Below are 21445 nucleotides of genomic sequence, written 5' to 3'. Positions count from 1 at the left end.
CGCGGGCCTCAGCGCGACGACTTCTGGCAGTTGTTGCAGATGCCGTACAGCACCATGGCATGGCTTTCGAGCACGAAGCCGTTGTCCTTGGCCACCTTGTGCTGGCGCTTCTCGATGTCCAGGTCGGAAAATTCCACCACGGTTCCGCAGTTGGTGCAGATGAGATGGTCGTGGTGATCGCCATCGTTGAGTTCGAACACGGCCTTGCCGGTGTCGAACTGGCTGCGCGTGAGGATGCCTGCCTGCTCGAACTGCGTGAGCACCCGATAGACCGTGGCCAGCCCGATCTCGACGTTCTCGCCGATCAGTGCACGATAGACATCCTCGGCGCTGAGATGGCGCTCGCCGGACTTGCGGAAGATGTCGAGGATTTTCAGGCGAGGGAAGGTCGCCTTCAGGCCCATGTTCTTAAGTTCGCTTTGGTCGCTCATTGTTTCGCTCTCCGCCCGCGCTGGCATGGACCAGGAAACCACAGGTTCCGCTTGCCGCTGGCAACCCGCCCAGCCTCACCGTTCTGCCGCCGGCAGGACGGTCGCACGGAACTGTCGTCATGAAACCTTTATGATAACGGTTTTACCCGTTTATCAATAACAGGGGCGCAAGTGTCCACGACTGCACGTACTCCGATCCGCTCCGCCAGCCGGCCCCTGCGGGCCATCCTGCTGGCGGCGGCACTGGCTGCCGCCCTGGCCGGCTGCTCCTCCGGCAAATGGGGCTTTCCCTACAAGATCGACGTCCAGCAGGGCAACTGGATCACGCAGGAACAGATCGCCCTGCTGCAGCCTGGCATGACGCGCGAGCAGGTCCGCTTCGCGCTCGGCAGCCCCACGCTCACCAGCGTACTGCATGCCGACCGCTGGGACTACCCCTATTATTTCAAGCCGGGCTACGGCGAGCCGGAAGAACGCAAGTTCACGGTCTGGTTCGAGAACGACAGGCTGGTGCGCTGGAGCGGCGACAAGCAGCCCACGGTGGAGCCGTTCCAGATCGACAAGACGACGCCCGCCTATACCGAACCCGGCGCCGACCCCGACGCGGATGCAGGGGCAGACTCGAAAGCCGCAACCGATGCGGACGAGCGGGCGCCGGCCGAAGAGCCCTCCACCGGCAGGCGGGAAATGATCCTGAACGCGCCGCAGCAGCCGACGCCGCCGGGCGCCGAAACGCCAAATCCGTCCAACGACGCCGAGCCGCTCCGATGACTCCGGAAAACGAAAACGCCATGCGCATCGCCATCGCCGGATGCCGCGGCCGGATGGGCCAGATGCTGATCGAAGCGGTGCTCGACGCCCCCGACCTGCAGCTCGCCGTCGCCCTCGACCGGCCCGGTTCGCCGGCGCTGGGCCAGGATGCCGGCGCATTCCTCGGCCGGGAAACCGGCGTGCTCGTCACCGACCAGCTCGACGCGCTGGCCGGGGCCGACTGCCTCATCGACTTCACCCGCCCCGAGGGCACGCTGCGCCACCTGCAGGCCTGCGTACGGCATGGCACCCGCCTGGTCATCGGCACCACGGGTTTCGACGACAGCGGCCGCGCCGCCATCGAAGTCGCCGCGCAGCAGATCGCCATCGTGTTCGCGCCCAACATGAGCGTGGGCGTCAACGCCACCCTGAAGCTGCTCGACATGGCGGCACGCATCCTGAACAGCGGCTACGACGTCGAAGTGTTCGAGGCCCACCACCGCAACAAGGTCGATGCCCCCTCGGGAACGGCGCTCAAGATGGGCGAGACCATCGCTTCGGCCTGGAACGTGGCGCTGCCCGACGTGGCGACCTGGACGCGTCACGGCGACACCGGCGTGCGCGAACCCGGCACCATAGGCTTTTCGGTGGTGCGCGGCGGCGACATCGTCGGCGACCACACCGTGTATTTCTGCGGCGCCGGCGAACGCATCGAGATCACCCACCGCTCCAGCAGCCGCCTCACGTATGCCCAGGGCTCGCTGCGCGCCGCCCGCTTCCTGGGCGGCAAGCACCACGGCCTCTACGACATGCAGGCCGTGCTGGGGCTGTAGCGCCCTACCCGCCCGCCGGCACCACCACCGGCTCGGGCTCGAGCAGCACCCCGTAGCGCGCCTGCACGTCGGCCTGCACGGCTCGGGCCAGGGCCAGGATGTCGGCGGCCCGCGCGCCGCCGCGGTTCACCAGCACCAGGGCCTGGCGGTCGTGCACGCCGGCCGGGCCGCGCGCACGTCCTTTCCACCCGCACTGGTCTATCAGCCACCCGGCCGCCAGCTTGTAGCGGCCATCCGGCTGGGGATACGACACCAGCCCCGGGTGGCGCGCCAGCAGCGCATCGCGCACCTGGGCCGGCACCAGCGGATTCTTGAAGAAGCTGCCCGCATTGCCGATCTCCGCCGGGTCCGGCAGCTTGGCGCGGCGTATCGCGCAGACAGCCTCGAAGATGGCCCGGGCCGTGGGCCGGCCCTGCGCCAGCGCATCGTTGCGCCGCAGGTCGGGATAATCGAGCACGGGCTGCCAGGGGCGCGGCAGCGCCAGGCGCACCGACACGATCAGCCACTCGCCGGGGCGGGCATGCTTGAAGATGCTGTCCCGGTAGGCGAAGCCGCATTCCTCGCGCCCCAGGCGATGCAGGCGCCGGCCCGGAACGTGCCAGGCCGCAAGCCCCTCGAACCGGTCGGCCAGCTCCACCCCATAGGCGCCGATGTTCTGGACCGGCGCGGCACCCACCGTGCCCGGGATCAGCGCCAGGTTCTCCAAGCCGTCCCAGCCCTGCGCCACGCATTGCGCCACCAGGCCGTGCCAGCTCTCGCCGGCCGCGGCCTCCACCACCCAGGCATCGGGCCGCTCGGCCACCAGCCGCACGCCCGCCAGCCGCACCCGCGCCACGAGCGTGGCGAGCGTTTCGGGCAGCACCACGTTGCTGCCGCCGCCCAGAACCAGCGGCAGGCCCAGCGTATCGGCCAGGTCCGACAGGGCACCCAGCTGCGAGGCATGGCCGATGTCCACGCAGCGCTCGGCCCGGCAAGGCAGGCCCAGGGTATTGGCGGAGCCGAGGTCGCAGGCGCGGGGTTGCAATGGCGGAGTGGCCGAAGGAGCTGCGCCCTTCGGCATGGGCAGCGTTGACATCGATGGGTAGGGTTATGCTATAGTTTCTGTCTTCGCTCATATTACTTGAATCACCGGCATCCCCGCTCTTTCTGGGGATCAGGCTCAGGCCCACCGCCTTCGGATTCATGTATAATGCGCGGCTCCCGATGGTTTGCTGAAAACGGGTTTGCCGGAAGTTCAGCACCCTTGCAATGCCACCGGGATGGCAGTATCCATGCAACACAGGCATGGCACGACGCGGGAATAGCTCAGTTGGTAGAGCGCAACCTTGCCAAGGTTGAGGTCGCGAGTTCGAGACTCGTTTCCCGCTCCAGAATTCGGTGGAAGATCCGGCACGCTGCCGGGTGTTCCGGTGCTAAGGCACCAGCAGGTTATCCTGCGGGAATAGCTCAGTTGGTAGAGCGCAACCTTGCCAAGGTTGAGGTCGCGAGTTCGAGACTCGTTTCCCGCTCCAGGTTCCAAAAAGGAAGCTTCGGTCGTTTCCGCGCTTCCTTTTTTGTTGAGCTGCCGGCGCAATGGCAGAGTGGTTATGCAGCGGATTGCAAATCCGTGTACGTCGGTTCGATTCCGGCTTGCGCCTCCAATACCGCCCTCGATAACGTCCACGATAAGGCCCCCGCGCAGCGAGGGCTTTTTCGTGTTTGCCGCTCCAGTCTTCGCTGCTTCATTGCGCGCTTGATAGAATCCGCGCACCCGGATGTCCGTCGGATCGACATGACCCAATCTGCTTCCCGCCTCAAACCCCTGCCCGCCCTCATTTTCAGCTCCCGCTGGCTGCAACTGCCGCTGTACGCGGGGCTCATCATCGCCCAGGGCGTCTACGTGCTCCTGTTCCTCAAGGAACTCTGGCACCTCGTCAGCCACGCCACCTCGTTCGGCGAGCTCGAGATCATGCTCATCGTGCTCGGATTGATCGACGTGGTGATGATCTCGAACCTGCTGGTCATGGTGATCATAGGCGGCTACGAGACCTTCGTTTCGCGGCTGGGCCTGGAGGGCCACCCCGACCAGCCCGAATGGCTGGGCCATGTCAATGCCAGCCTGCTCAAGGTGAAGCTGGCCATGGCCATCATCGGCATCTCCTCCATCCACCTGCTGCGCACGTTCATCGAAGTCAGCAAGCTGGGAACGCCGGGCTCCAACATCACGAGCCAGGGCGTCATGTGGCAGACCATCATCCACGTGGTGTTCATCCTGTCGGCCATCGGGATCGCGTACGTGGACAAGCTCGCCCAGGACGAACCCAAGCGCACCGACCACTGAGATTTCGCCGCCCGCGCGTGGCGCCGCCCCTATAATGGAACGCTCCTCACGCTACCCGGGCATCGCATGGACCCCTCCGTCATCGAGGCCATGGCGCGCTGGCCCGACGTGCCGGCGGTCCATGGCTGGCTCTCGCTGGACCCGCGCGGCCGCTGGCGCCTGCATCCCGGCGGCGACGCGCTGGCGGGCTCCCCCGGCGAACCCATCACCAACACCCAGATCCTGACGTTCATCGGGCGCAATTACGCCGGGGACGACGAGGGCCGCTGGTATTTCCAGAACGGCCCGCAGCGTGTCTACGTGCGCCTCGACGCCGCGCCCTTCGTGCTGCGGCTGGACGAACAGGCCCGCGGCCTGCAGACGCATACCGGCCTGCCGGTGCGGCAGGTACGCGACTGGTGGCTGGACGATGCCGGGCGCCTGTACGCCCGAACCGACCACGGACCGGGGCTCGTCGAAGACCGCGATCTCGCGGCCCTGCTGGATCGGCTGCATCTGGCCGGCGGCGGCGCCCTGGCCGACCTGCTGGCTCAGCCTGCCCAGGCCGGGCCCAGCGGCAGGATGGCGCTGGGCCCGTACCCGGCCGCGCCGGTGTACCGCATGCGGCCTGAAGAAGCGCCGGCCCGGCTGGGGTACGCAGCCGGGCGCCCGGTAGAATCCGCATCATGACCGCCCCATCGCCTTCCCGCTACTTCCCGGCCCCGCGCCGCGCCCGCTTCTGCAGCCAGTGCGGCTCGCCGATCCAGCATCGCGTGCCGGACGGCGACAACCGCGAACGCGACATCTGCGACCATTGCGGCGCGATCCACTACCAGAACCCGCGGCTGGTGGTGGGCACCGTGCCGGTCTGGGAAGGCCGCGTGCTGCTGTGCCGCCGCGCCATCGAGCCCCGCTACGACACTTGGACGCTGCCGGCCGGCTTCATGGAGCTGGGAGAAAGCACCGGACAGGGCGCCGAGCGCGAGACACTGGAGGAATCCGGCGCCCGCATCCGCCTGGGCGCCCTGTTCACCGTGATCGACGTGCCCCAGATCGAACAGGTGCACGTGTTCTACCTGGCCCAGGCGCTGGGCCCCGAACTGGATCCCGGCCCCGAGAGCCTGGAGGCCCGCTACTACGACGAAGACGAGGTGCCGTGGAACGAGCTTTCCTTCCGTACGGTGGCCACCACCCTCGAGCGCTATTTCGCCGACCGCAGGCAGGGCAGCTTCCAGACCCACCACTACACGCTGGACTCGCGCCGCTGACATCGTGAAGCTGCCCTGGCTCACCCTGGATACGCCGTTTCCGCCCGCACACCTGGCGCTGGAGGACCCGCCCGGATTGCTGGCGGCAGGCGGCGATCTCTCCACCGCCCGGCTCGAACAGGCCTACCGCAACGGCATCTTCCCGTGGTTCTCCGAAGGCGAGCCCATACTCTGGTGGAGCCCGGATCCGCGCATGGTGCTGGCCTGCCGGGATTTTGCCCCATCCCATTCGCTGCGCAAGCGGCTGCGCCAGATTGCGCGCCAGTCCACCGGGTCGTGGCCTTCGGTGCGGGTACGCGTCGACACGGCATTCGACGAGGTCATGCAGCAGTGCGCGGCGCCCCGCGAGGGCCAGGCAGGCACGTGGATCACGCCGGCGGTCCGCAAGGCCTACCATGCCTGGCACCAGGCCGGCCGTGCGCACAGCATCGAGACGTGGATCGACGGCGAGCTGGCCGGCGGCCTGTATGGGGTCAGCCTCGGGCGCATGTTCTTCGGCGAATCGATGTTCGCCCGCACCACGGACGCGTCCAAGATCGCGCTGGCATACCTGGTGCGCTTCCTGAGCCGCCACGACGTGGCCTGGATCGACTGCCAGCAGCAGACCCGGCACCTCGCCAGCCTGGGCGCGGGTCCGGTGCCGCGGGCGCGGTTCCTGCAACACCTGGCTGACACGGTGGATGCGCCGCCCCCGCCCTGGATGCCCGGGGAGATCGACGCCGAGGGCCGGCTGCAGCCGCTTCCCCCCGCCACGCTGCTCTGAGCCACGCCGCAGCGGCGTTGGCGTTAATATGGGCATGACGCCGCGGGCTTCCGCATGCGCGGCGCGTTTCCGATGAGCCAGCTAAAAGAACTCCCTTTCTCCACGCTGCAGTTCTACTCCACCGCGCCCTATCCGTGCAGCTACCTGCCCGGCAGGCAGGCGCGGTCGCAGGTGGCCGCGCCCGGCCACCTGATCAATGCCGGCACGTATAGCCAGCTCGTCGAACAGGGGTTCCGCCGCAGCGGGCTGTTCACGTACCGGCCCCATTGCGACCACTGCAAAGCCTGCGTGCCGGTACGGGTCGACACCGCCAACTTCTCGCCCAACCGCAGCCAGCGCCGCGCCTGGCGCTTCCACCAGCCGCTGCGCCCGCTGGTGGCCGAGCTGACCTGGTCGTCCGAGCACTACGCGCTGTATACACGCTACCAGCAGGGCCGCCATCCGGGCGGCGGGATGGACGAGGACAGCCGCACGCAATATGCGCAGTTCCTCCTGGCAACGCGGGTCAACACGCGGCTGGTGGAGTTCCGCACGCCCGGGGATGAACTTGCCATGGTGTCCATCATCGACGTCCTGGACGACGGGCTGTCCTCGGTCTATACCTTCTACGATCCCGAGGCGCGCGGCAGCCTGGGCACCTACAGCATCCTGTGGCAGATCGAGCAGTGCCGCATCCTCGGCCTGCCCTGGCTGTACCTGGGCTACTGGATCCGGGACAGCCGCAAGATGGCCTACAAGTCCGCCTTCCAGCCCCTCCAGATGCGCGTCGACGGCCACTGGGAGCCCTGCACCGGCTGAGTCCCGCCGCCCCCGGGCATGCGCACCGGCGGCCGGCAGCGCAGGTACAATCCCGCCCCATGTCCATCCTCTTCCAAGCCTACCCCCTGGCCCGCGCCGCGCTGTTCGCGATGGATGCGGAAGTCGCCCACGAAGCCACGCTGGCCGGCCTGCAGCGCGCCTACGACTGCACGGCCACGCGCAAGCTCCTGCACGCGCGTCCTGCCGCACCTGCCACGCTGATGGGCCTGAAGCTGCTCAATCCGGTGGGGCTGGCTGCCGGCCTGGACAAGAACGGCGCGCACATCGACGCGCTCGGCAACCTCGGCTTCGGCTTCGTCGAGGTCGGCACCGTGACCCCGCGCGCCCAGCCCGGCAACCCCAAGCCCCGGCTGTTCCGGCTGCCGAGATCGCAGGCGCTCATCAACCGCCTGGGCTTCAACAACCAGGGCCTGGAAGCCTTTCTCGCCAACGTGCAGCGCAGCACCTGGCGCCAGACCGGCGGCATCCTGGGGCTGAACATCGGCAAGAACGCCGACACCCCCATCGAGCGCGCGGTCGAAGACTACGCCACCGGGCTGGCCGGCGTGTACCCGCACGCCGATTACGTCACGGTGAACATCTCTTCGCCCAACACCAAGAACCTCCGCGCCCTGCAGGGCGGCGACGAACTCACCACGCTGCTCTCAAGGCTGCAGGCCCAGCGCCAGCGGCTGGCCGACCAGCACCAGCGCCAGGTGCCGCTGGCGGTCAAGATCGCCCCGGACCTCACGCACGAACAGATCGATGCCATCGCCGACGCGCTGCTGCGCCACGGCGTGGACGGCGTGATCGCCACCAACACCACGCTGTCGCGCGCCGCCGTCGAAGGCCAGGCCCACGCCGCCGAAGCCGGGGGCCTGTCGGGCCCGCCGGTGCATGAACTGTCTCTGGCGGTGGTGGAGCGCCTGCGCCGCCGGGTGGGGCGCGATCTGGCGATCATCGGCGTGGGCGGCATCGTTTCCGGACGCCAGGCGCGGGAAAAGATCGACGCCGGCGCCGACGCGGTGCAGCTCTATACCGGGCTGATCTACCGCGGGCCCGCCCTCGTGCCGGAGTGCGTGGCGGCGCTGGCGCGCCGCTGAGCCAGCGCGCCGGCAAAAAGGCCTCCCAGTGGGTGCGCCCTGCCGGGCGCACCAAAAAAAAGGCCACCCGAAGGTGGCCTAATTCCAGCTCTGCTCTGTCACTCAACAGTACTACAAGCTTGGGTCTTGCAACAGCCCCGTGCGCGATTTAGGCGGCACGGCGGGTGCGCGAGACCTTGCCGGCGGCTTCAGCGGCATCGGTGGCGGCCTTGAACGAGGCATTGGCCGCGGCATTCAGATTGGACTCGGCGACCTCGGCAGCCTGCTTGGCGGCCTTGGTGAGCGATTCGTAGGCGCTGTTGGCGGTGGCCAGCGACGACTTCAGCATGGCCACGGCGCTTTCCGAGCCCGCGGGGGCGTTCTTGGACAACTGCTCGACGGCTTCGGCGAGCTGCTGCTGGCCTTCGGCAATCTGGGCTTCCACGAGCTGGGCCAGTTCGGCCTGGACGCCGGCGACGATGTCGTAGACATGCTTGCCATAGGCCAGGGCCTTTTCGGCGCCCGGCTGGATCATGCCGCTGGCGAAAGCGGCCACTTCCTGCGGATCCTTCAGCTCGGCAGCATGCTGCGACTTCTGGGCAGCCTCGTCGAGCGTGGCCTTGACGACCTTCATGTTGAGGTCGACCAGCTTCTCGAATCCGCCGAACATGGCGGCCTGCGTGGCCAGCAGGGTGTTGACGGCGGCCTTTTGCTGGGCCAGCACTTGTTGCGGAATGGCGCTCATGTAGTATCTCCTTCAGTTGGCCGGGTGGAACGGCCTATGGTCTGCGACGTGGAAATCGATACGCGCGGACAGTTGCCTGAAGATGCGGGCAGATGCGGCCAGCGCGTTTGCTGCAATGCACAATCACCATTCTATCGGGATTCAGGCAGCTGTCAAGCCATTTTGATGCAACGCAACAAATTCTCCGTGTAGCACGGGCGCGACGCGCTGGGGGAATACCCGAGATGACGTTGTATCAATCGTTTTCTACACTCTGCGCATGCCGGCCCGGGATGATCCCCGCCCGCCGGACAATAACGAACAATCGACGCAGTCCACCAATCACTGCACGGAGACTACATGATCCGCTTTACCCGTACTTTCTCGGCCGTCGTGGCCGCGGGCGCCCTGTTCGCGGCCGGAGCCGCCCACGCCGACTATCCTGACCGCCCGGTCAACATGGTCGTCCCGTTCGCGGCGGGCGGCCCCACCGACAACGTGGCCCGCTCGCTGGCCGAGGCCATGCGCGCCTCGCTCGGCCAGACGGTGGTCGTGGAAAACAAGGGCGGCGCCGGCGGCACCATCGGCACCTCCCAGGTCGCCCGCGCCAAGCCCGACGGCTACCAGATCCTGTTGATGCACATCGGCTTTTCCACCGCGCCCTCGCTCTACAAGAATCCCGGCTACGATCCCTACGCGGGCTTCGAGCCCATCGGCCTGGTCGTGGACGTCCCCATGACCGTCATCGCGCGCGAAGACTTCCCGCCGAACACCATCACCGAGCTGGCCGACTACCTGAAGAAGAATGCCGAGAAGGTATCGCTGGCCAATGCCGGCATCGGTGCGGCCAGCCACCTGTGCGGCACCATGCTCACCGACGCGCTGGGCGTCAACCTGCTCACCATCCCCTACAAGGGCACGGCCCCGGCCATGAACGACCTGCTCGGCAAGCAGGTCGACATCATGTGCGACCAGACCACCAACACCACCCAGCAGATACAGGCCAAGAAGGTCAAGGCCTACGCGGTCACGAGCCTGCAGCGCGTGCCCACGCTGTCCGACCTGCCCACCATGGACGAATCCGGATACAAGGGCTTCCAGGTCGGTATCTGGCATGGCATGTGGGTACCCAAGGGCACGCCCAAGCCCGTGGTCGACAAGCTGGTGCAGAGCCTGCAGGCCGGCCTGGCGGATCCCAAGTTCCAGGAACGCATGAAGCAGCTGGGCGCCACGGTGCTCGTCAAGGAAGCCAACCCGGCAGCCCTGGACGCCAAGGTCAAGCAGCAGGTGCCGCAATGGGCCGAGCTGTTCAAGAAAGTCGGCATCGAAAAACAATAACGACGCAGCAGCGCCGCGGCCCGTTCGCGGCCTGTTCCCGCCCCGGCTCATGCCGGGTTTTTTTCTGCCTGCCGGGCCGGGTTCAGGACTTGCCGGCAGCCGCCATCGCGAGCGGCGACCCCTCGGCAGCGTGCGCTGCCTCGAAACCCAGGGCTTCGGAGATGTCGCGTGCCGACTGGACCAGCAGCTGTATCCACTCGTCCTGCATGCGTTCGGCCGGAGCGGAGATCGACAGGCCCGCCACCAGCTTGCCGGTGTCGTCGTGGATGCCGGCGGCGATGCAGCGCACGCCGAGCTCCAGCTCTTCGTTGTCGCGCGCATAGCCGTGGCGCCGCACCAGGGCGAGTTCGCGCTCCAGGCGCTCGACCTCGGTGATGCTGTTGCGGGTGTGCCCGGCCAGCCCTGTGCGCAGCGCATACGCGCGCACCTGCCGCGCATCCCCCATGGACAGGAAGAGCTTGCCGGTGGAAGTGAGATGCAGCGGCGCCCGGCCGCCTATGGCGCGGACCACCTGCATTCCCGAGCGTTCGCTCCAGGCGCGGTCGATGTAGACGATTTCGTCGCCCTGCTGCACCGACAGATTGATGGTCTGGCCGGTGAGCTTGTGCAGGTTGCGCATGGCCGGGATGGCCGCCTCGCGCACGTTCAGCCTGCCTTTCACCAGGGAGCCCAGCTCGAGCAGCCGCATGCCCAGCTGGTACAGGCCGTTGTCCACGCGCTCGACGTATCGCCCCACCACAAGGTCGTTCAGGATGCGGTGCGCCGTGGACGCGTGCAGGCCCGTGGTGGCGGAGAGGTCTTTCAGGGTGACGGGCTCGGGCTGGGCCGCCAGCGCGTCGAGCAGGCGCATGGCCCGGTCGATGACCTGGATGGCCACCGGGCCGTGGCCGGAGCCGGACTTGGGGTCCGGGCCCGGTTCGTTCGGGGCGAGGGATAGGCGGGGCATAGGCAGTGTGCGTGGCGCGACGTGGCCGGATGCGGCAGCGCAGCAAACGATGATTTATCGTATTGTGAAATTTCCTGCGCCTTTTGGCAACCGGTTTGTGGGGCGGCGTCCCGGGCCGGCCTGCCGTGCCGGGGCTACGCCGCCGGCGTGAATCGGCCACCCAGCGCCTGGACCTGCTCCCTCAGGAAGGCCAGCGCCTCGGCGGTGGCCGCGGGCTCGCCCTTGACGCCGAGCTCGATATGCGGCGTACCGCCCCCCTCGCCCACGCTGGGCAGGCTGAAGGCGCGCACGCCGGGCCAACGCTGTTCCACGGCCTGCATCACCGGCGCAATGCGGGACTCCGGCAGCCCGTAGACGAGGAAGTCGTGCTCGGCATGGGCCACCGCATGGTGCAGGCAGCGGTACCGGCCGTCCAGCACCCACTCCAGCATGGGCCAGGCCATCACGGGAAAGCCCGGCACGAACGTATGGTCGTGGATGTGGAAGCCCGGAATGCGGTTGTACGGGTTGGGCACGATCTCGGCGCCCTGCGGGAACTCGCCCATCTTCAGCCGCTGCTGGTTCTCCGGGGTGCGCATGTCGGGCGTGCCCTGCCCTTTCGCGGCCATTTCCGCCGTGCGCAACGCGATGGCCTCGGCCGCTTCCGGATGCAGCACCAGCGGCACGCCCAGCGCTTCGGCAACGGCCTGCCGGGTATGGTCGTCGGGCGTGGCCCCGATGCCGCCGCACGAGAAGACCACGTCGCCCGACGCGAAGCTGCGGCGATACGCGGCCACCAGGCGTTCGCGGTCGTCGGGCTGGAATTCGGCCCAGCCCAGCCTCAGGCCGCGCGCGGCCAGCAATTCGACGATCTTGGAGAAGTGCTTGTCCTGGCGGCGGCCGGAGAGTATTTCGTCTCCGACGATGATCAGGCCGATGCGGCGGGAAGGAGCGGCAGCCATGGGATTCCGGGAAGTGGGCGTGACGTGTTCAGGAGGCGTCGAGGGTGCGTTCGCTGCGCAGGCGCTCGAGCGCGTCCAGGCCGTAGTGCGCATAGACCAGCCCGGAATACACCGGCAGGATGATCCAGGCGGGCGGCAGCAGGTTGATCAGGGCGCAGATGAACCCGATGATCCAGAACGCGCCGTCGTGCCGCTCGATCAGCAGCTTGCGCTCGGCCGGGCTGGCGTGTTCGACGATGGCGTCCAGGCGCAGCATGCGCGAGAAGGCGAAGGCCCACCAGAACACCGAGAGCAGCAGCGCCATGGGCGGGATCAGCCAGAACGGCAGCGTGAGCAGCCAGCCGGCCGCGAAGGCCAAGCTGACCCACAGCGCATTCCAGACGCTCACGGCCGTGGCATTGCGGCCCTGGCGGGCAAGGCCCGCGTACTCGCGCGAGCCCACGTGCCGCAGCACCAGCGGCATGACGAAGATGGCGGCGATGGTGAGCCCCAGGATGCCGGACACCGGCAGCAGGATGGCCGCGGCAATCACCGGCACCAGATAGAGCTTGACGGAAAACAGCCCTACCGAAACCAGCCAGGCATCGACCTGGTTCACCGTTTCCCATTCGCCGGCCTCCAGGCGCAGCCATTCGGTGAGCGGCGCCCAGAACAGCCAGAGCAGCAGGATGGCTCCGACCAGGGCGATGAGGAACGGCAGCAGCACCGCGAACAGCATGTTCGGATGGCATTGCGAGACCAGCGCCCGCTTGAATGCTCTGGCGATGGCCGCGGTGCGGGATAAGGCGGCGCCGGGACGGGGACCGGGCATGGGCAGCGGACGGGGATTCGACATGCCGGGTATCATAGTCAAACACGCTGCGATTTGCCCACATGCCCCTGTTCGTCCCCGGAACCGACTCTTCCGCCCTGCGCCAGGCACTGGCACGGCCCGAGCCCTGGCTGGTGGCCTGCTTCTGCGCGGCCTGGTGCGACACCTGCAACCAGTACCGGCCCCGGCTGGCAGAGCTGGCCGAACGCCATCCGGGCCATGTGTTCGCCTGGATCGACATCGAAGATCACCCCGAGCTGCTGGGCGACGAAGACGTCGAGAACTTTCCCACGCTGCTGGTTCAGGCGGGCGGACGCACGTTGTTCTACGGCCCCATGCTGCCGCACATCGGCCATCTGGAGCGCCTGCTCGGCACGCTCGCACAAGACCCGCACGCGGCTACCGTGGCCACGCGGCTGCCCGACGTCGGCGCGCTGCTTGCGGCCTGACCCGGCCGGCGGCCTCAGGACTTGCGGCTGCCGCCCAGCAACACCGCCAGCTGGCGCCTGGGCGTCGCAGGCTGGTTCCCTTTCTCTGTCCCGGGTGCGGCAGCCGGCTCGGAAGACGAGGGCTCGTAAGGCTTGTAGAAGAAGTCGTCGGCCGGCTGGCGCTGGCGCTGCGGGCGCTCGCCGCCCCGTTCGCGGGACGGCCGGCGCTCGCCGCGGGCGGGACGCGCGACGGCCTCGGCCGGCAGGGCCAGCGTGCCGCGCGGCACCGGCCGCTTGATGAGCTTCTCGATGTCGAGCAGGTAGCGCTCTTCGTCGTCGGTGTAGAGCGCGATGGCCTCGCCCGTGGCGCCGGCCCGGCCGGTGCGGCCGATGCGGTGCACGTAGTCTTCGGAATTGTGCGGCAGGTCGTAGTTGATGACGCAGGGCACGCCGGCCACGTCCAGGCCGCGCGCGGCCACGTCGGTGGCCACGAGGACTTCCAGCTCTCCGGCCTTGAAGGCCTCGAGGGCCTTCATGCGGTCGGCCTGGGTCTTGTCGCCATGGATGGACTCGGCCCTGACGCCGTCGCGCTCGAGCTCGCGCGCCAGCCGCGCCGTGCCGATCTTGGTGTTGGAGAAGACGATGACCTGCTTCAGCCCGCGCGACTTGACCAGGTGCACGACGGCGGCGCGCTTGGCGTCGCTGCGCATCTTGTAGGCAATCTGGCTGACGGTGTCGGCCGTGGCGTTGCGCGCCGCGACTTCGATCTCGACCGGCTGGTTCAGGTAGGAACGGCCCAGCTTGCGGATCTCGTTGCTGAAGGTGGCGGAGAACAGCAGGCCCTGGCGCTGCGGCGGCAGCAACCGGATGATGCGCTCGAGGTCGGGCAGGAAACCCATGTCGAGCATGCGGTCGGCTTCGTCCAGCACCAGGATGCCCACCTGCCCCAGGTTGACGTTCTTCTGCTCCACATGGTCGAGCAGCCGCCCGGGCGTGGCAACCAGCACTTCGCAGCCATTGCGCAGCGCTTCCTTCTGCGGGCCGATGTCGACGCCGCCGAACACCACGGCCGAGCGCAGCGGCGTGCTCTTGGCATAGCGCTTGACGCTTTCGTAGACCTGGTCGGCGAGCTCGCGGGTGGGCGTGAGGATCAAGGCGCGCACCGGGTGGCGCGCCGGCGATGCGCTGGTGTTGGCCAGCGGCATCAGGCGATGCAGGATGGGCAGCGTGAAGGCCGCCGTCTTGCCGGTGCCGGTCTGGGCGGCGCCCATGACGTCGCGGCCCGCCACCACGACCGGAATGGCCTGCGCCTGGATGGGCGTGGGCGTGGTGTAGCCGGTGTCGGCAATGGACTTGAGCAGCAGCGGATGCAGCCCGAACTCGTCGAAGGTGCGAGTGGGCGCGTCAGCGGCTGGTGCTGCGGGATTGGTGGATTGCGTCATCGGGTGTGGCAGAAGCCGGGGCAGTCGAGGAACAAAACGGAAGAGAAAGGACTGTCCCGGATTGCTGTGGATAACTTATTTTAGCAGCCGCGTCCACCGGCCCGCCAACCGGCCTACCCGGCCAGCCAGCGCAGCGCCCACAGCGCCAGCATGCCGGCCACGATCACCAGCACGGCGCTGCGCGTGCGCAGGAACACCACGATGGCCACCACCCCCGCCACCAGCTTGTAGTCGAACACGGGGCCCACGCCAGCCTGCCAGGGCAACAGGTCGGGCACCACGATGGCGGTGAGCGCGGCAGCCGGGGCGTAGCGCAGGGCACGGCGCACGCCCTCGGGCAGGGGGAGGTAGTCGCCGAACACCATATAGCCGGCGCGCGTGATCACGCTGCACAGCGCCAGCAGCACGATGGCCGAATAGACGTAGATCTCGGAAGGCCAGAAAGTCATGTGCGCCCCGGAAGATAGCGCTCTGCCAGCATGCCCGCCACGATGCCGGCCACCACGGCGGCAGCCAGCCCCAGGCGCAGGGGCAGCGCCTGCCCCACCCACGCCACCACGCCGGCGGCCAGCATCGACACGAGCATGGGACGGGAATTGGCCAGCGGCACGGTGATGGCGAGCAGCGCGAGCACCGCGGCGAAATCCAGCGACCAGCTCGACGGCACCATCACGCCCAGGTAGATGCCCACGATGGAAAACGACTGCCACACCAGCCAGCCCGGGACGATCGTGCCCATGAAGAACCACAGCTGTTCGCGCGTGCCGCGCACCGGCGCATCGGCATAGCGCGGCATGAACAGCACGAACCCCATGTCGGTGGTGAAGTAGCCCAGCCCCAGGCGTTTGGGCCAGCTCAGGTGGCGGAAATAGGGATGCAGCGCGGCGCCGAAGATCACGAAGCGCAGGTTGACTACGCAGCCGGCGGCGAAGATCAGCCACAGGGGCGCGCCGGTGGCGATCAGGGGCAGCGAGGTGAGTTGGGCCGAACCCGCGTAGAGCAGCAGCGTCATGGCCAGGGCCATGGACTCGGTGAGGCCGGACTTGACCATGGCCACCCCCGTGACCAGGGCCCAGGTGCCGGTGGCGATCAGGGCCGGCGAGATCGCCCGGACCCCGGCGCGGAATGCCGCGGCACGCTCGCGCCCTGCCTGGGCGGCGTCGTGGGGATCGGCGGGCTGTGTGGCAGGATCAGAGGCCAAGGAGCGGCCTCTGCGGAAACGGACTCGACGACATGGGACTCGCTGCAATGGACGCGCGCCGCGGACTGCCCCGCCGGGCCTACGCCAGGAAAACCCCGAGACCAGCCGCGCGCATGACGGCGTATTGTAAACCGGCTGCTTGATACAATACGCGCCACGATAAGGAGAACACCCATGTCGATGGCCGACAGAGACGGATTCATCTGGTACGACGGCAAGCTGGTGCCGTGGCGCGAGGCCACCACGCACGTCCTTACCCACTCTCTGCACTATGGCCTCTCGGTGTTCGAAGGCGTGCGCGCCTACAAGACGGAAGCCGGCACCGCCATCTTCCGCCTGCACGACCACACCCGCCGCCTGCTCAACTCGGCCCACATCTACCAGATGGCGGTCCCCTACGACGCCGAGACGCTCAACGCCGCGCAGCGCGAGGTCGTGCGGGCCAACCAGCTGGAATCCTGCTATCTGCGGCCCCTGGTGTTCTACGGTTCCGAGAAGATGGGCGTGTCGCCGGTGGGCGCGCAGGTCCACGTGGCCATCGCCGCCTGGCCCTGGGGCGCCTACCTGGGCGAGGCCGCACTGGCCGAGGGCATCCGGGTGAAGATCTCGTCGTTCGCGCGCCAGCACGTCAACGTCACCATGCCGCGCGCCAAGGTGGCCAGCACCTACGCCAATTCCATCCTGGCCAACGCCGAAGCCCTGGAGAACGGCTACGACGAAGCCCTGCTGCTCGACACCGAGGGCTTCGTGGCCGAGGGCTCGGGCGAGAACGTGTTCATCGTGAAGGACGGCGTGCTGTACGAGCCCGAGATCGCGTCGGCCCTCACCGGCATCACGCGCTCCACCATCCATGCCCTGGCCGCAGACCTGGGCCTGCGGCTGGTCACGCGCCGCCTCACCCGCGACGACCTGTACATCGCCGACGAGGCCTTCTTCACCGGCACCGCGGCCGAGGTCACGCCCATCCGCGAGATCGACAACCGCCGCATCGGCGCCGGTCGCCGCGGGCCGGTCACCGAGAAGCTGCAGAAGGCCTTCTTCGACCTCGTGCGCGGCCGCAACCCCCGTTATGCGGAGTGGCTCACCCCGGTCTGACCGGGAAGCCGCCCCAGCCTGCCCATCCCGCCGTGTCCAACGGCCCAGTTCAGTTTCAGGAATACGCAATGACCGCAGCCGCCCCGGCAACCGATGCTTCCCGCGAGACCATCGAAGTCGACGCCGAAGATCTGCCCGTCTACTGCCCCGGGCCCAAGGCCCCCCTCTGGAGCATGCATCCCCGCGTGTTCCTCGACGTCGCCCACACCGGTTCGGCGCGCTGCCCCTACTGCGGCGCCGAATACCGGCTCAAGCCGGGCACCGTGCTCCACGGCCATTGATCCGCACCACCGCCACGCCGCTGCCATGTTCGCCACACCCGACGAAGCCGAGCACGCCTTCTACGACGCCCTCGAGAACGCCGACCTGGACCGCCTGATGCAGGTCTGGGCCGACGACGAGGAGGTCGTCTGCATCCATCCGGGCGGCCTGCGCATCGTCGGCCACAGCGCCGTGCAGGAGTCCTGGCAGCAGATCCTGTCCCACGGGTCCGTGCATGTGCGGCCGATGCGGCCGGTCGTCATGCAGAGCATGATGTGCGCCGTGCACGTGGTGGTCGAACAGGTGTCGGCGCTCACGCGCGAAGGTGCGCAGGTGGCCCACTGCTACACCACCAATATCTATCACAAGGGGCCCACCGGCTGGCGCATGGTGCTCCACCATGCCTCGCCGGCCCCGACCGAGGCGGGCGTCCTGGACCTGCACGACATCCCGGACCGGCTGCACTAGGTAAAACTGCCTTGGCTGGCGCACGACTCGACTCCACCCCCTGCCCCGTTCCCGCCTGGCTGCCCAACGGGCACAGCCAGACGATCCATGCCGCCCTCTTCGCGCAGTACCACCGCATCGCCTTCGTGCGCGAACGGGTGGACACGCCCGACACGGACTTCGTCGATTTCGACTGGACCGGGCCGGGCCTCTTCCCCCACAAGGCAGCCGACGGCAGCCCCCTCCAGGATCACCCGCCGGTGGCGGCCACCGGCCAGATCGCCGCAGCGCGCTGGATGTCTCCGGCCGACTGGGGCTCGCTGCCCCAGACGCCCGACACGCCGGCGCTGATCCTGTTCCACGGGCTGGAAGGCAGCAGCACCAGCCGCTACGCCCAGAGCATCGCCCACCATTTCCGCGCGCGCGGCTGGGTCGTGGTCGTAGCGCATTTCCGCGGCTGCTCGGGCGTTCCCAACCGGCTCGCGCGCGCCTACTACTCGGGGGATTCTGCCGAAGTGGGCTTCATGCTCGACACGGTGCGCAGCCGCCTGCCGCACGCTCGCTGGCACGCCGTGGGCGTGTCGCTGGGCGGCAACGCCATGCTGAAATACCTGGGCGAACAGGGCGAGAAACTCGGCTGGCTGGCCGCCTGCGCCGGCGTGTCGGTGCCGCTGGACCTGGTCGCCGGCGGACGCGCCCTGTGCCAGGGCGTCATGGCCCGGCAGGTCTACACACGGTATTTCCTGCACAGCATGCGCAGGAAAGTGCTGGAGAAGGCCAAGCGCTTCCCCGGGGCGATCGACGTGATGCGCATCGCGCACGCGCGCGACCTGCGCGACTTCGACGACGCGTACACCGCGCCCATGCACGGATTCCGCAATGCGCTGGATTACTGGACGCGGGCCTCGAGCAAGCCCTGGCTGGCGCACATCCGGGTGCCCACGCTGGTGCTGAACGCCCGCAACGATCCGTTCCTGCCGGAGTCGGCGCTGCCCGGCCCGGCCGACTGCTCGCCCAGCGTGCTGCTGCATCAACCGGCCCAGGGCGGCCACGGCGGCTTTCCCACCGGCCCCTTTCCCGGGCACCTGTACTGGATGCCGCAGCGGCTGGGCCGCTTCTTCGAGACGGGCCTGTAGGCGCCTCCGGCCCAGGCCCGAGTCCCTAGCCCGACTTGAACCGCTCCAGGAGTTCGCGCTCGTCGGCGAGCTTCTGCTTGACGTCCTTGATCTGCACGTCGATCTGCGACTGCTCGTAGAAGTCCTTCGACATGCCCCGGGCCTGCTGCAGCTGCGACTCCGCCGCCGCGTAGGCGCCGGTCTGCTCGTAGAAGCGCGCCATGTTGCGCCGCGCCTCCACCGGCCGGCCGTTGCGCTCCTCGCTCTGCGCCAGAAGCTCGTAGAACCGCGGTTCGTCGCTGCCCCACTGCCGGACGCGGTCGCGCAGATAGGCCTGGGCTTCGTCGTGGCGGCCCACCGCCTGCAGCGCCGACGCGTAGGCCATGCCGAGGGCGCGATCTTCCGGCCAGCGCTTGACCGCTGCCTGGGCCCGCTGCAGCGCCTCGGGCGCGTTCCTGCGCGCCTGGGCGATGTCCACGCCGAGATGCGCCAGCTGGGGCGCGTCGACGCCGCCCGCCGTTGCCTGGTCGAAATAGGTTTGCGCCCGGGCGGCATCGTCGCGCCGCAAGGCATGCAGGGCCAGGCCGTAGAACGCGGCCGAACGGCGCACGCCGGTCAGGGTGCGCGTCTCGTCCTGGAACAGCTGCTCGACGGTGCGCAGGCTGGCTGCGTCGCGCCCCTGGTAGACCCGCATCTTGGCCCGCAGGAACCAGAAGTCGGGGCTGTCGGTGTAGCGCGAGGTGCCGAGGTCGCGGATGCGGTTCTGGACATCGGACATGCGGTCGATGGACAGCGGATGGGTGCTGGCCCACGAGCCGCCCCCCATGCCTTCGTTCAGGCGCGAGGCGCTCATCAGGCGGGCGAACATGCGGGCCATGCCGTCGGGGTCGTAGCCGGCCCGGGAAAGCATCTGCAATCCGGTGCGGTCGGCCTCGCGCTCGGCGTCGCGCGAGAATCCGAGCTGCCGGTTGATGGCGGCCGCCTGGCCGAAGGCGGCCACGCCCATCGCCAGGTTGCCGCCCCCGCCTGCCAGCGCGGCCAGCAGCGCCGCCGCCATGCTGGCCAGCGCCACCGTGCTGTTCTGGTTCTGCTGGGTCATGCCGCGGGCGATGTGCCGCTGCACCACGTGGCCGATTTCGTGCGCCAGCACCGACGCCAGCTCGGACTCGCTGTCGGACGCCACGATCAGCCCCGAATTGACGCCCACGAAGCCGCCCGGCAGGGCGAAGGCGTTGATGGCGGCATCGCGCACGCCGAACACCTCGATCTCGGGCGGCCCGCCGGGCGCGTAGGCCGCCAGTTTGCGGCCCATGGTGGTGAGGTACTGGCGCAGCTCGACGTCGTCGATGTAGGTGGGATCCCGCCGGCCCTGGGCCATGATGGCCTGGCCCAGCTGGCGCTCCAGGCCCGGGGAGAGGTCCGCCGACGATGCCGCGCCCATCGCGGGCAATCCGACCGGCTGCGCCGCCACGGGGGGAAACACCAAGGCCATGCACAGCGCGGCAATTCCGGCGCGTGTTGCATTCGGCAGCATAAGTCTCCTGTTCCTCACATCCATGGCACTATGATAGCCACCTCGGCAAAAGTTTCACATTTCAGCCCTTTTTCTGCAGGAGTCCGAATGCAAGCCGTACGCAAAGCCGTATTCCCCGTCGCAGGCATGGGTACGCGTTTCCTACCCGCCACCAAGGCGATGCCCAAGGAAATGCTCCCCGTGGTGGACAAGCCCCTGATCCAGTACGCCGTCGAGGAAGCGGTTGCCGCCGGCATCACCGACCTGATTTTCGTAACTGGTCGCAACAAACGGGCCATCGAGGATCACTTCGACAACGCCCCCGAACTCGAGGCCGACCTGGAAAGCAAGCAGAAGCTCGAGCTGCTTGCCACCGTGCGCGGCATCCTGCCCGCCAACGTCAACTGCCTCTTCATCCGCCAGAAGGCTCCCCTGGGCCTGGGCCATGCGGTCCTGACCGCCGCCCCGGCCGTGGGCAACGAGCCCTTCGCCGTGCTCCTGGCCGACGACCTCATCGACGCCGAGGTGCCGGTGCTCAAGCAGCTGATCGACGCCGCCACCACCCACGGCGCCAGCGTGCTGGGCGTGCAGGAAGTGCCCCACGAGGAAACCAGCAAGTACGGCATCGTGGCCAGCAACACGGTAGACGAGCGCACCGAGCGCGTCACCCACATGGTGGAAAAGCCCGCCCCCAAGGATGCCCCGTCCAATCTGGCCGTGGTGGGCCGCTATGTGCTCGAAGCGGAAATCTTCGACCACCTGCGCGCCACCAAGATGGGAGCCGGCAACGAGATCCAGCTCACCGACGGCATCGCGGCGCTGATGCGCGACCGCCCCGTGTACGCCTACCGCTACGAAGGCAAACGCTACGACTGCGGCAACAAGGCCGGGATGTTCCAGGCCAACGTGGCGTATGGCCGCAAGTATCACGGCCTGATTCCCGAGTCGGAGTAAGCCCC

Annotated in this window: 25 protein-coding genes and 3 tRNA genes; 18 read left to right on the top strand and 10 right to left on the bottom strand. The window is 68.3% G+C overall.

Features of this window, described 5'->3' with window-relative positions:
• Window positions 1-8: 8 nt before the first annotated feature.
• Window positions 9-431 (bottom strand): ferric iron uptake transcriptional regulator, encoded by a 423-nt coding sequence (fur, locus tag ACYBYQ_RS04675; RefSeq protein ID WP_459617250.1) that lies wholly within the window; start codon window positions 429-431, stop codon window positions 9-11.
• Between the two features lie 171 nt (window positions 432-602).
• Here fur and ACYBYQ_RS04670 point away from each other — a divergent pair, with 171 nt between their 5' ends.
• The gene (locus tag ACYBYQ_RS04670; RefSeq protein ID WP_459617248.1) at window positions 603-1202 is read left to right on the top strand and encodes an outer membrane protein assembly factor BamE; all 600 of its coding nucleotides are present in this window, start codon (window positions 603-605) and stop codon (window positions 1200-1202) included.
• A 20-nt stretch (window positions 1203-1222) separates the two neighbouring features.
• The gene (gene dapB, locus ACYBYQ_RS04665) at window positions 1223-2014 is read left to right on the top strand and encodes a 4-hydroxy-tetrahydrodipicolinate reductase (protein WP_459617246.1); all 792 of its coding nucleotides are present in this window, start codon (window positions 1223-1225) and stop codon (window positions 2012-2014) included.
• 4 nt (window positions 2015-2018) lie between these two features.
• On the opposite strand, the gene murB is transcribed toward dapB, so the two are convergent.
• A complete protein-coding gene (gene murB, locus ACYBYQ_RS04660) occupies window positions 2019-3089 on the bottom strand; it encodes a UDP-N-acetylmuramate dehydrogenase (protein ID WP_459617244.1) in 1071 nt (356 codons plus the stop codon).
• Between the two features lie 219 nt (window positions 3090-3308).
• Here murB and ACYBYQ_RS04655 point away from each other — a divergent pair.
• The 9 genes from ACYBYQ_RS04655 to ACYBYQ_RS04615 all read left to right on the top strand — a co-directional run bounded on the left by ACYBYQ_RS04655 (window position 3309) and on the right by ACYBYQ_RS04615 (window position 8245).
• A tRNA-Gly gene (locus ACYBYQ_RS04655) sits at window positions 3309-3384 on the top strand.
• A 65-nt stretch (window positions 3385-3449) separates the two neighbouring features.
• Window positions 3450-3525 (top strand) — tRNA-Gly (locus ACYBYQ_RS04650).
• Between the two features lie 55 nt (window positions 3526-3580).
• Window positions 3581-3654, top strand: a tRNA-Cys gene (locus ACYBYQ_RS04645).
• A 131-nt stretch (window positions 3655-3785) separates the two neighbouring features.
• Window positions 3786-4334, top strand: a complete 549-nt coding sequence (locus tag ACYBYQ_RS04640) for a TIGR00645 family protein (protein ID WP_459617242.1) — start codon at window positions 3786-3788, stop codon at window positions 4332-4334.
• Window positions 4335-4400: 66 nt separating this feature from the next.
• On the top strand, window positions 4401-5003 hold the full coding sequence (locus ACYBYQ_RS04635) for a DUF2946 family protein (protein WP_459617240.1): 603 nt from the start codon (window positions 4401-4403) through the stop codon (window positions 5001-5003).
• Entirely contained in the window at window positions 5000-5581 is a 582-nt protein-coding gene (locus tag ACYBYQ_RS04630; RefSeq protein ID WP_459617238.1) for an NUDIX hydrolase, read from the top strand. Before ACYBYQ_RS04635 ends, ACYBYQ_RS04630 begins: the two co-directional genes overlap by 4 nt.
• A 4-nt stretch (window positions 5582-5585) precedes the next feature.
• A complete protein-coding gene (gene aat / locus ACYBYQ_RS04625) occupies window positions 5586-6344 on the top strand; it encodes a leucyl/phenylalanyl-tRNA--protein transferase (RefSeq protein WP_459617236.1) in 759 nt (252 codons plus the stop codon).
• A 72-nt stretch (window positions 6345-6416) separates the two neighbouring features.
• On the top strand, window positions 6417-7142 hold the full coding sequence (locus tag ACYBYQ_RS04620) for an arginyltransferase (RefSeq protein ID WP_459617234.1): 726 nt from the start codon (window positions 6417-6419) through the stop codon (window positions 7140-7142).
• Between the two features lie 59 nt (window positions 7143-7201).
• The gene (locus ACYBYQ_RS04615) at window positions 7202-8245 is read left to right on the top strand and encodes a quinone-dependent dihydroorotate dehydrogenase (protein WP_459617232.1); all 1044 of its coding nucleotides are present in this window, start codon (window positions 7202-7204) and stop codon (window positions 8243-8245) included.
• Between the two features lie 148 nt (window positions 8246-8393).
• On the opposite strand, the gene phaP is transcribed toward ACYBYQ_RS04615, so the two are convergent.
• Entirely contained in the window at window positions 8394-8969 is a 576-nt protein-coding gene (gene phaP, locus ACYBYQ_RS04610; RefSeq protein WP_459617230.1) for a TIGR01841 family phasin, read from the bottom strand.
• Between the two features lie 339 nt (window positions 8970-9308).
• Here phaP and ACYBYQ_RS04605 point away from each other — a divergent pair, with 339 nt between their 5' ends.
• Window positions 9309-10286: a tripartite tricarboxylate transporter substrate binding protein BugD gene (locus ACYBYQ_RS04605; RefSeq protein ID WP_459617228.1), complete on the top strand. Its 978-nt coding sequence runs from the start codon at window positions 9309-9311 to the stop codon at window positions 10284-10286.
• Window positions 10287-10368: 82 nt separating this feature from the next.
• Here ACYBYQ_RS04605 and ACYBYQ_RS04600 read toward each other — a convergent pair whose 3' ends face one another.
• The 3 genes from ACYBYQ_RS04600 to ACYBYQ_RS04590 form a co-directional block, all read right to left on the bottom strand.
• Complete coding sequence (locus tag ACYBYQ_RS04600; RefSeq protein ID WP_459617226.1) at window positions 10369-11232, bottom strand: IclR family transcriptional regulator; 864 nt, start codon at window positions 11230-11232, stop codon at window positions 10369-10371.
• A 134-nt stretch (window positions 11233-11366) separates the two neighbouring features.
• Window positions 11367-12173: a competence/damage-inducible protein A gene (locus ACYBYQ_RS04595; RefSeq protein ID WP_459617224.1), complete on the bottom strand. Its 807-nt coding sequence runs from the start codon at window positions 12171-12173 to the stop codon at window positions 11367-11369.
• 28 nt (window positions 12174-12201) lie between these two features.
• Window positions 12202-13008, bottom strand: coding sequence for an EI24 domain-containing protein (locus tag ACYBYQ_RS04590; RefSeq protein ID WP_459617222.1), 807 nt, complete (start codon window positions 13006-13008; stop codon window positions 12202-12204).
• A gap of 38 nt (window positions 13009-13046) precedes the next feature.
• Between ACYBYQ_RS04590 and ACYBYQ_RS04585 the strand changes: the two genes are divergently transcribed.
• Window positions 13047-13433, top strand: a complete 387-nt coding sequence (locus ACYBYQ_RS04585) for a thioredoxin family protein (protein ID WP_459617220.1) — start codon at window positions 13047-13049, stop codon at window positions 13431-13433.
• Window positions 13434-13447: 14 nt separating this feature from the next.
• Here the strand turns inward: ACYBYQ_RS04585 and ACYBYQ_RS04580 are convergent, their stop codons facing one another.
• From ACYBYQ_RS04580 to ACYBYQ_RS04570, 3 genes are all read right to left on the bottom strand, one after another.
• The gene (locus ACYBYQ_RS04580) at window positions 13448-14854 is read right to left on the bottom strand and encodes a DEAD/DEAH box helicase (RefSeq protein WP_459617218.1); all 1407 of its coding nucleotides are present in this window, start codon (window positions 14852-14854) and stop codon (window positions 13448-13450) included.
• 113 nt (window positions 14855-14967) lie between these two features.
• On the bottom strand, window positions 14968-15303 hold the full coding sequence (locus ACYBYQ_RS04575) for a branched-chain amino acid transport AzlD family protein (protein WP_459617216.1): 336 nt from the start codon (window positions 15301-15303) through the stop codon (window positions 14968-14970).
• The gene (locus ACYBYQ_RS04570) at window positions 15300-16055 is read right to left on the bottom strand and encodes an AzlC family ABC transporter permease (RefSeq protein ID WP_459617214.1); all 756 of its coding nucleotides are present in this window, start codon (window positions 16053-16055) and stop codon (window positions 15300-15302) included. The genes ACYBYQ_RS04575 and ACYBYQ_RS04570 overlap by 4 nt, the downstream gene beginning before the upstream one ends.
• A 174-nt stretch (window positions 16056-16229) precedes the next feature.
• On the opposite strand from ACYBYQ_RS04570, the gene ACYBYQ_RS04565 reads away from it, so the two are divergent.
• From ACYBYQ_RS04565 to ACYBYQ_RS04550, 4 genes are all read left to right on the top strand, one after another.
• Window positions 16230-17150 carry a branched-chain amino acid transaminase gene (locus tag ACYBYQ_RS04565; protein ID WP_459617212.1) on the top strand — a complete coding sequence of 307 codons (921 nt, stop codon included), beginning with the start codon at window positions 16230-16232 and terminating at the stop codon, window positions 17148-17150.
• Between the two features lie 68 nt (window positions 17151-17218).
• The gene (locus ACYBYQ_RS04560; protein WP_459617210.1) at window positions 17219-17431 is read left to right on the top strand and encodes a zinc-finger domain-containing protein; all 213 of its coding nucleotides are present in this window, start codon (window positions 17219-17221) and stop codon (window positions 17429-17431) included.
• Between the two features lie 25 nt (window positions 17432-17456).
• On the top strand, window positions 17457-17879 hold the full coding sequence (locus tag ACYBYQ_RS04555; RefSeq protein WP_459617208.1) for a YybH family protein: 423 nt from the start codon (window positions 17457-17459) through the stop codon (window positions 17877-17879).
• 11 nt (window positions 17880-17890) lie between these two features.
• Window positions 17891-18994, top strand: coding sequence for a YheT family hydrolase (locus ACYBYQ_RS04550; protein ID WP_459617206.1), 1104 nt, complete (start codon window positions 17891-17893; stop codon window positions 18992-18994).
• Window positions 18995-19019: 25 nt separating this feature from the next.
• Here the strand turns inward: ACYBYQ_RS04550 and ACYBYQ_RS04545 are convergent, their stop codons facing one another.
• Complete coding sequence (locus ACYBYQ_RS04545; protein ID WP_459617204.1) at window positions 19020-20507, bottom strand: beta-barrel assembly-enhancing protease; 1488 nt, start codon at window positions 20505-20507, stop codon at window positions 19020-19022.
• Window positions 20508-20594: 87 nt separating this feature from the next.
• Between ACYBYQ_RS04545 and galU the strand changes: the two genes are divergently transcribed.
• Window positions 20595-21440 (top strand): UTP--glucose-1-phosphate uridylyltransferase GalU, encoded by an 846-nt coding sequence (galU, locus tag ACYBYQ_RS04540; RefSeq protein ID WP_459617202.1) that lies wholly within the window; start codon window positions 20595-20597, stop codon window positions 21438-21440.
• Window positions 21441-21445: the final 5 nt, after the last annotated feature.

The organism is Bordetella sp. 2513F2, assembly GCF_054642735.1.
The sequence above is the reverse complement of the archived record's forward strand: the minus strand, read 5'-3'. Positions and strand labels throughout refer to the sequence as shown.

Coding starts and splice junctions, on each gene's coding strand:
- fur (WP_459617250.1), bottom strand. CDS start 431: ATGAGCGACCAAAGCGAACTTAAGAACATGGGCCTGAAGGCGACCTTC.
- dapB (WP_459617246.1), top strand. CDS start 1,223: ATGCGCATCGCCATCGCCGGATGCCGCGGCCGGATGGGCCAGATGCTG.
- murB (WP_459617244.1), bottom strand. CDS start 3,089: ATGTCAACGCTGCCCATGCCGAAGGGCGCAGCTCCTTCGGCCACTCCG.
- ACYBYQ_RS04640 (WP_459617242.1), top strand. CDS start 3,786: ATGACCCAATCTGCTTCCCGCCTCAAACCCCTGCCCGCCCTCATTTTC.
- ACYBYQ_RS04635 (WP_459617240.1), top strand. CDS start 4,401: ATGGACCCCTCCGTCATCGAGGCCATGGCGCGCTGGCCCGACGTGCCG.
- ACYBYQ_RS04630 (WP_459617238.1), top strand. CDS start 5,000: ATGACCGCCCCATCGCCTTCCCGCTACTTCCCGGCCCCGCGCCGCGCC.
- ACYBYQ_RS04620 (WP_459617234.1), top strand. CDS start 6,417: ATGAGCCAGCTAAAAGAACTCCCTTTCTCCACGCTGCAGTTCTACTCC.
- ACYBYQ_RS04615 (WP_459617232.1), top strand. CDS start 7,202: ATGTCCATCCTCTTCCAAGCCTACCCCCTGGCCCGCGCCGCGCTGTTC.
- phaP (WP_459617230.1), bottom strand. CDS start 8,969: ATGAGCGCCATTCCGCAACAAGTGCTGGCCCAGCAAAAGGCCGCCGTC.
- ACYBYQ_RS04605 (WP_459617228.1), top strand. CDS start 9,309: ATGATCCGCTTTACCCGTACTTTCTCGGCCGTCGTGGCCGCGGGCGCC.
- ACYBYQ_RS04600 (WP_459617226.1), bottom strand. CDS start 11,232: ATGCCCCGCCTATCCCTCGCCCCGAACGAACCGGGCCCGGACCCCAAG.
- ACYBYQ_RS04595 (WP_459617224.1), bottom strand. CDS start 12,173: ATGGCTGCCGCTCCTTCCCGCCGCATCGGCCTGATCATCGTCGGAGAC.
- ACYBYQ_RS04590 (WP_459617222.1), bottom strand. CDS start 13,008: ATGTCGAATCCCCGTCCGCTGCCCATGCCCGGTCCCCGTCCCGGCGCC.
- ACYBYQ_RS04585 (WP_459617220.1), top strand. CDS start 13,047: ATGCCCCTGTTCGTCCCCGGAACCGACTCTTCCGCCCTGCGCCAGGCA.
- ACYBYQ_RS04580 (WP_459617218.1), bottom strand. CDS start 14,854: ATGACGCAATCCACCAATCCCGCAGCACCAGCCGCTGACGCGCCCACT.
- ACYBYQ_RS04575 (WP_459617216.1), bottom strand. CDS start 15,303: ATGACTTTCTGGCCTTCCGAGATCTACGTCTATTCGGCCATCGTGCTG.
- ACYBYQ_RS04565 (WP_459617212.1), top strand. CDS start 16,230: ATGTCGATGGCCGACAGAGACGGATTCATCTGGTACGACGGCAAGCTG.
- ACYBYQ_RS04560 (WP_459617210.1), top strand. CDS start 17,219: ATGACCGCAGCCGCCCCGGCAACCGATGCTTCCCGCGAGACCATCGAA.
- ACYBYQ_RS04555 (WP_459617208.1), top strand. CDS start 17,457: ATGTTCGCCACACCCGACGAAGCCGAGCACGCCTTCTACGACGCCCTC.
- ACYBYQ_RS04545 (WP_459617204.1), bottom strand. CDS start 20,507: ATGCTGCCGAATGCAACACGCGCCGGAATTGCCGCGCTGTGCATGGCC.
- galU (WP_459617202.1), top strand. CDS start 20,595: ATGCAAGCCGTACGCAAAGCCGTATTCCCCGTCGCAGGCATGGGTACG.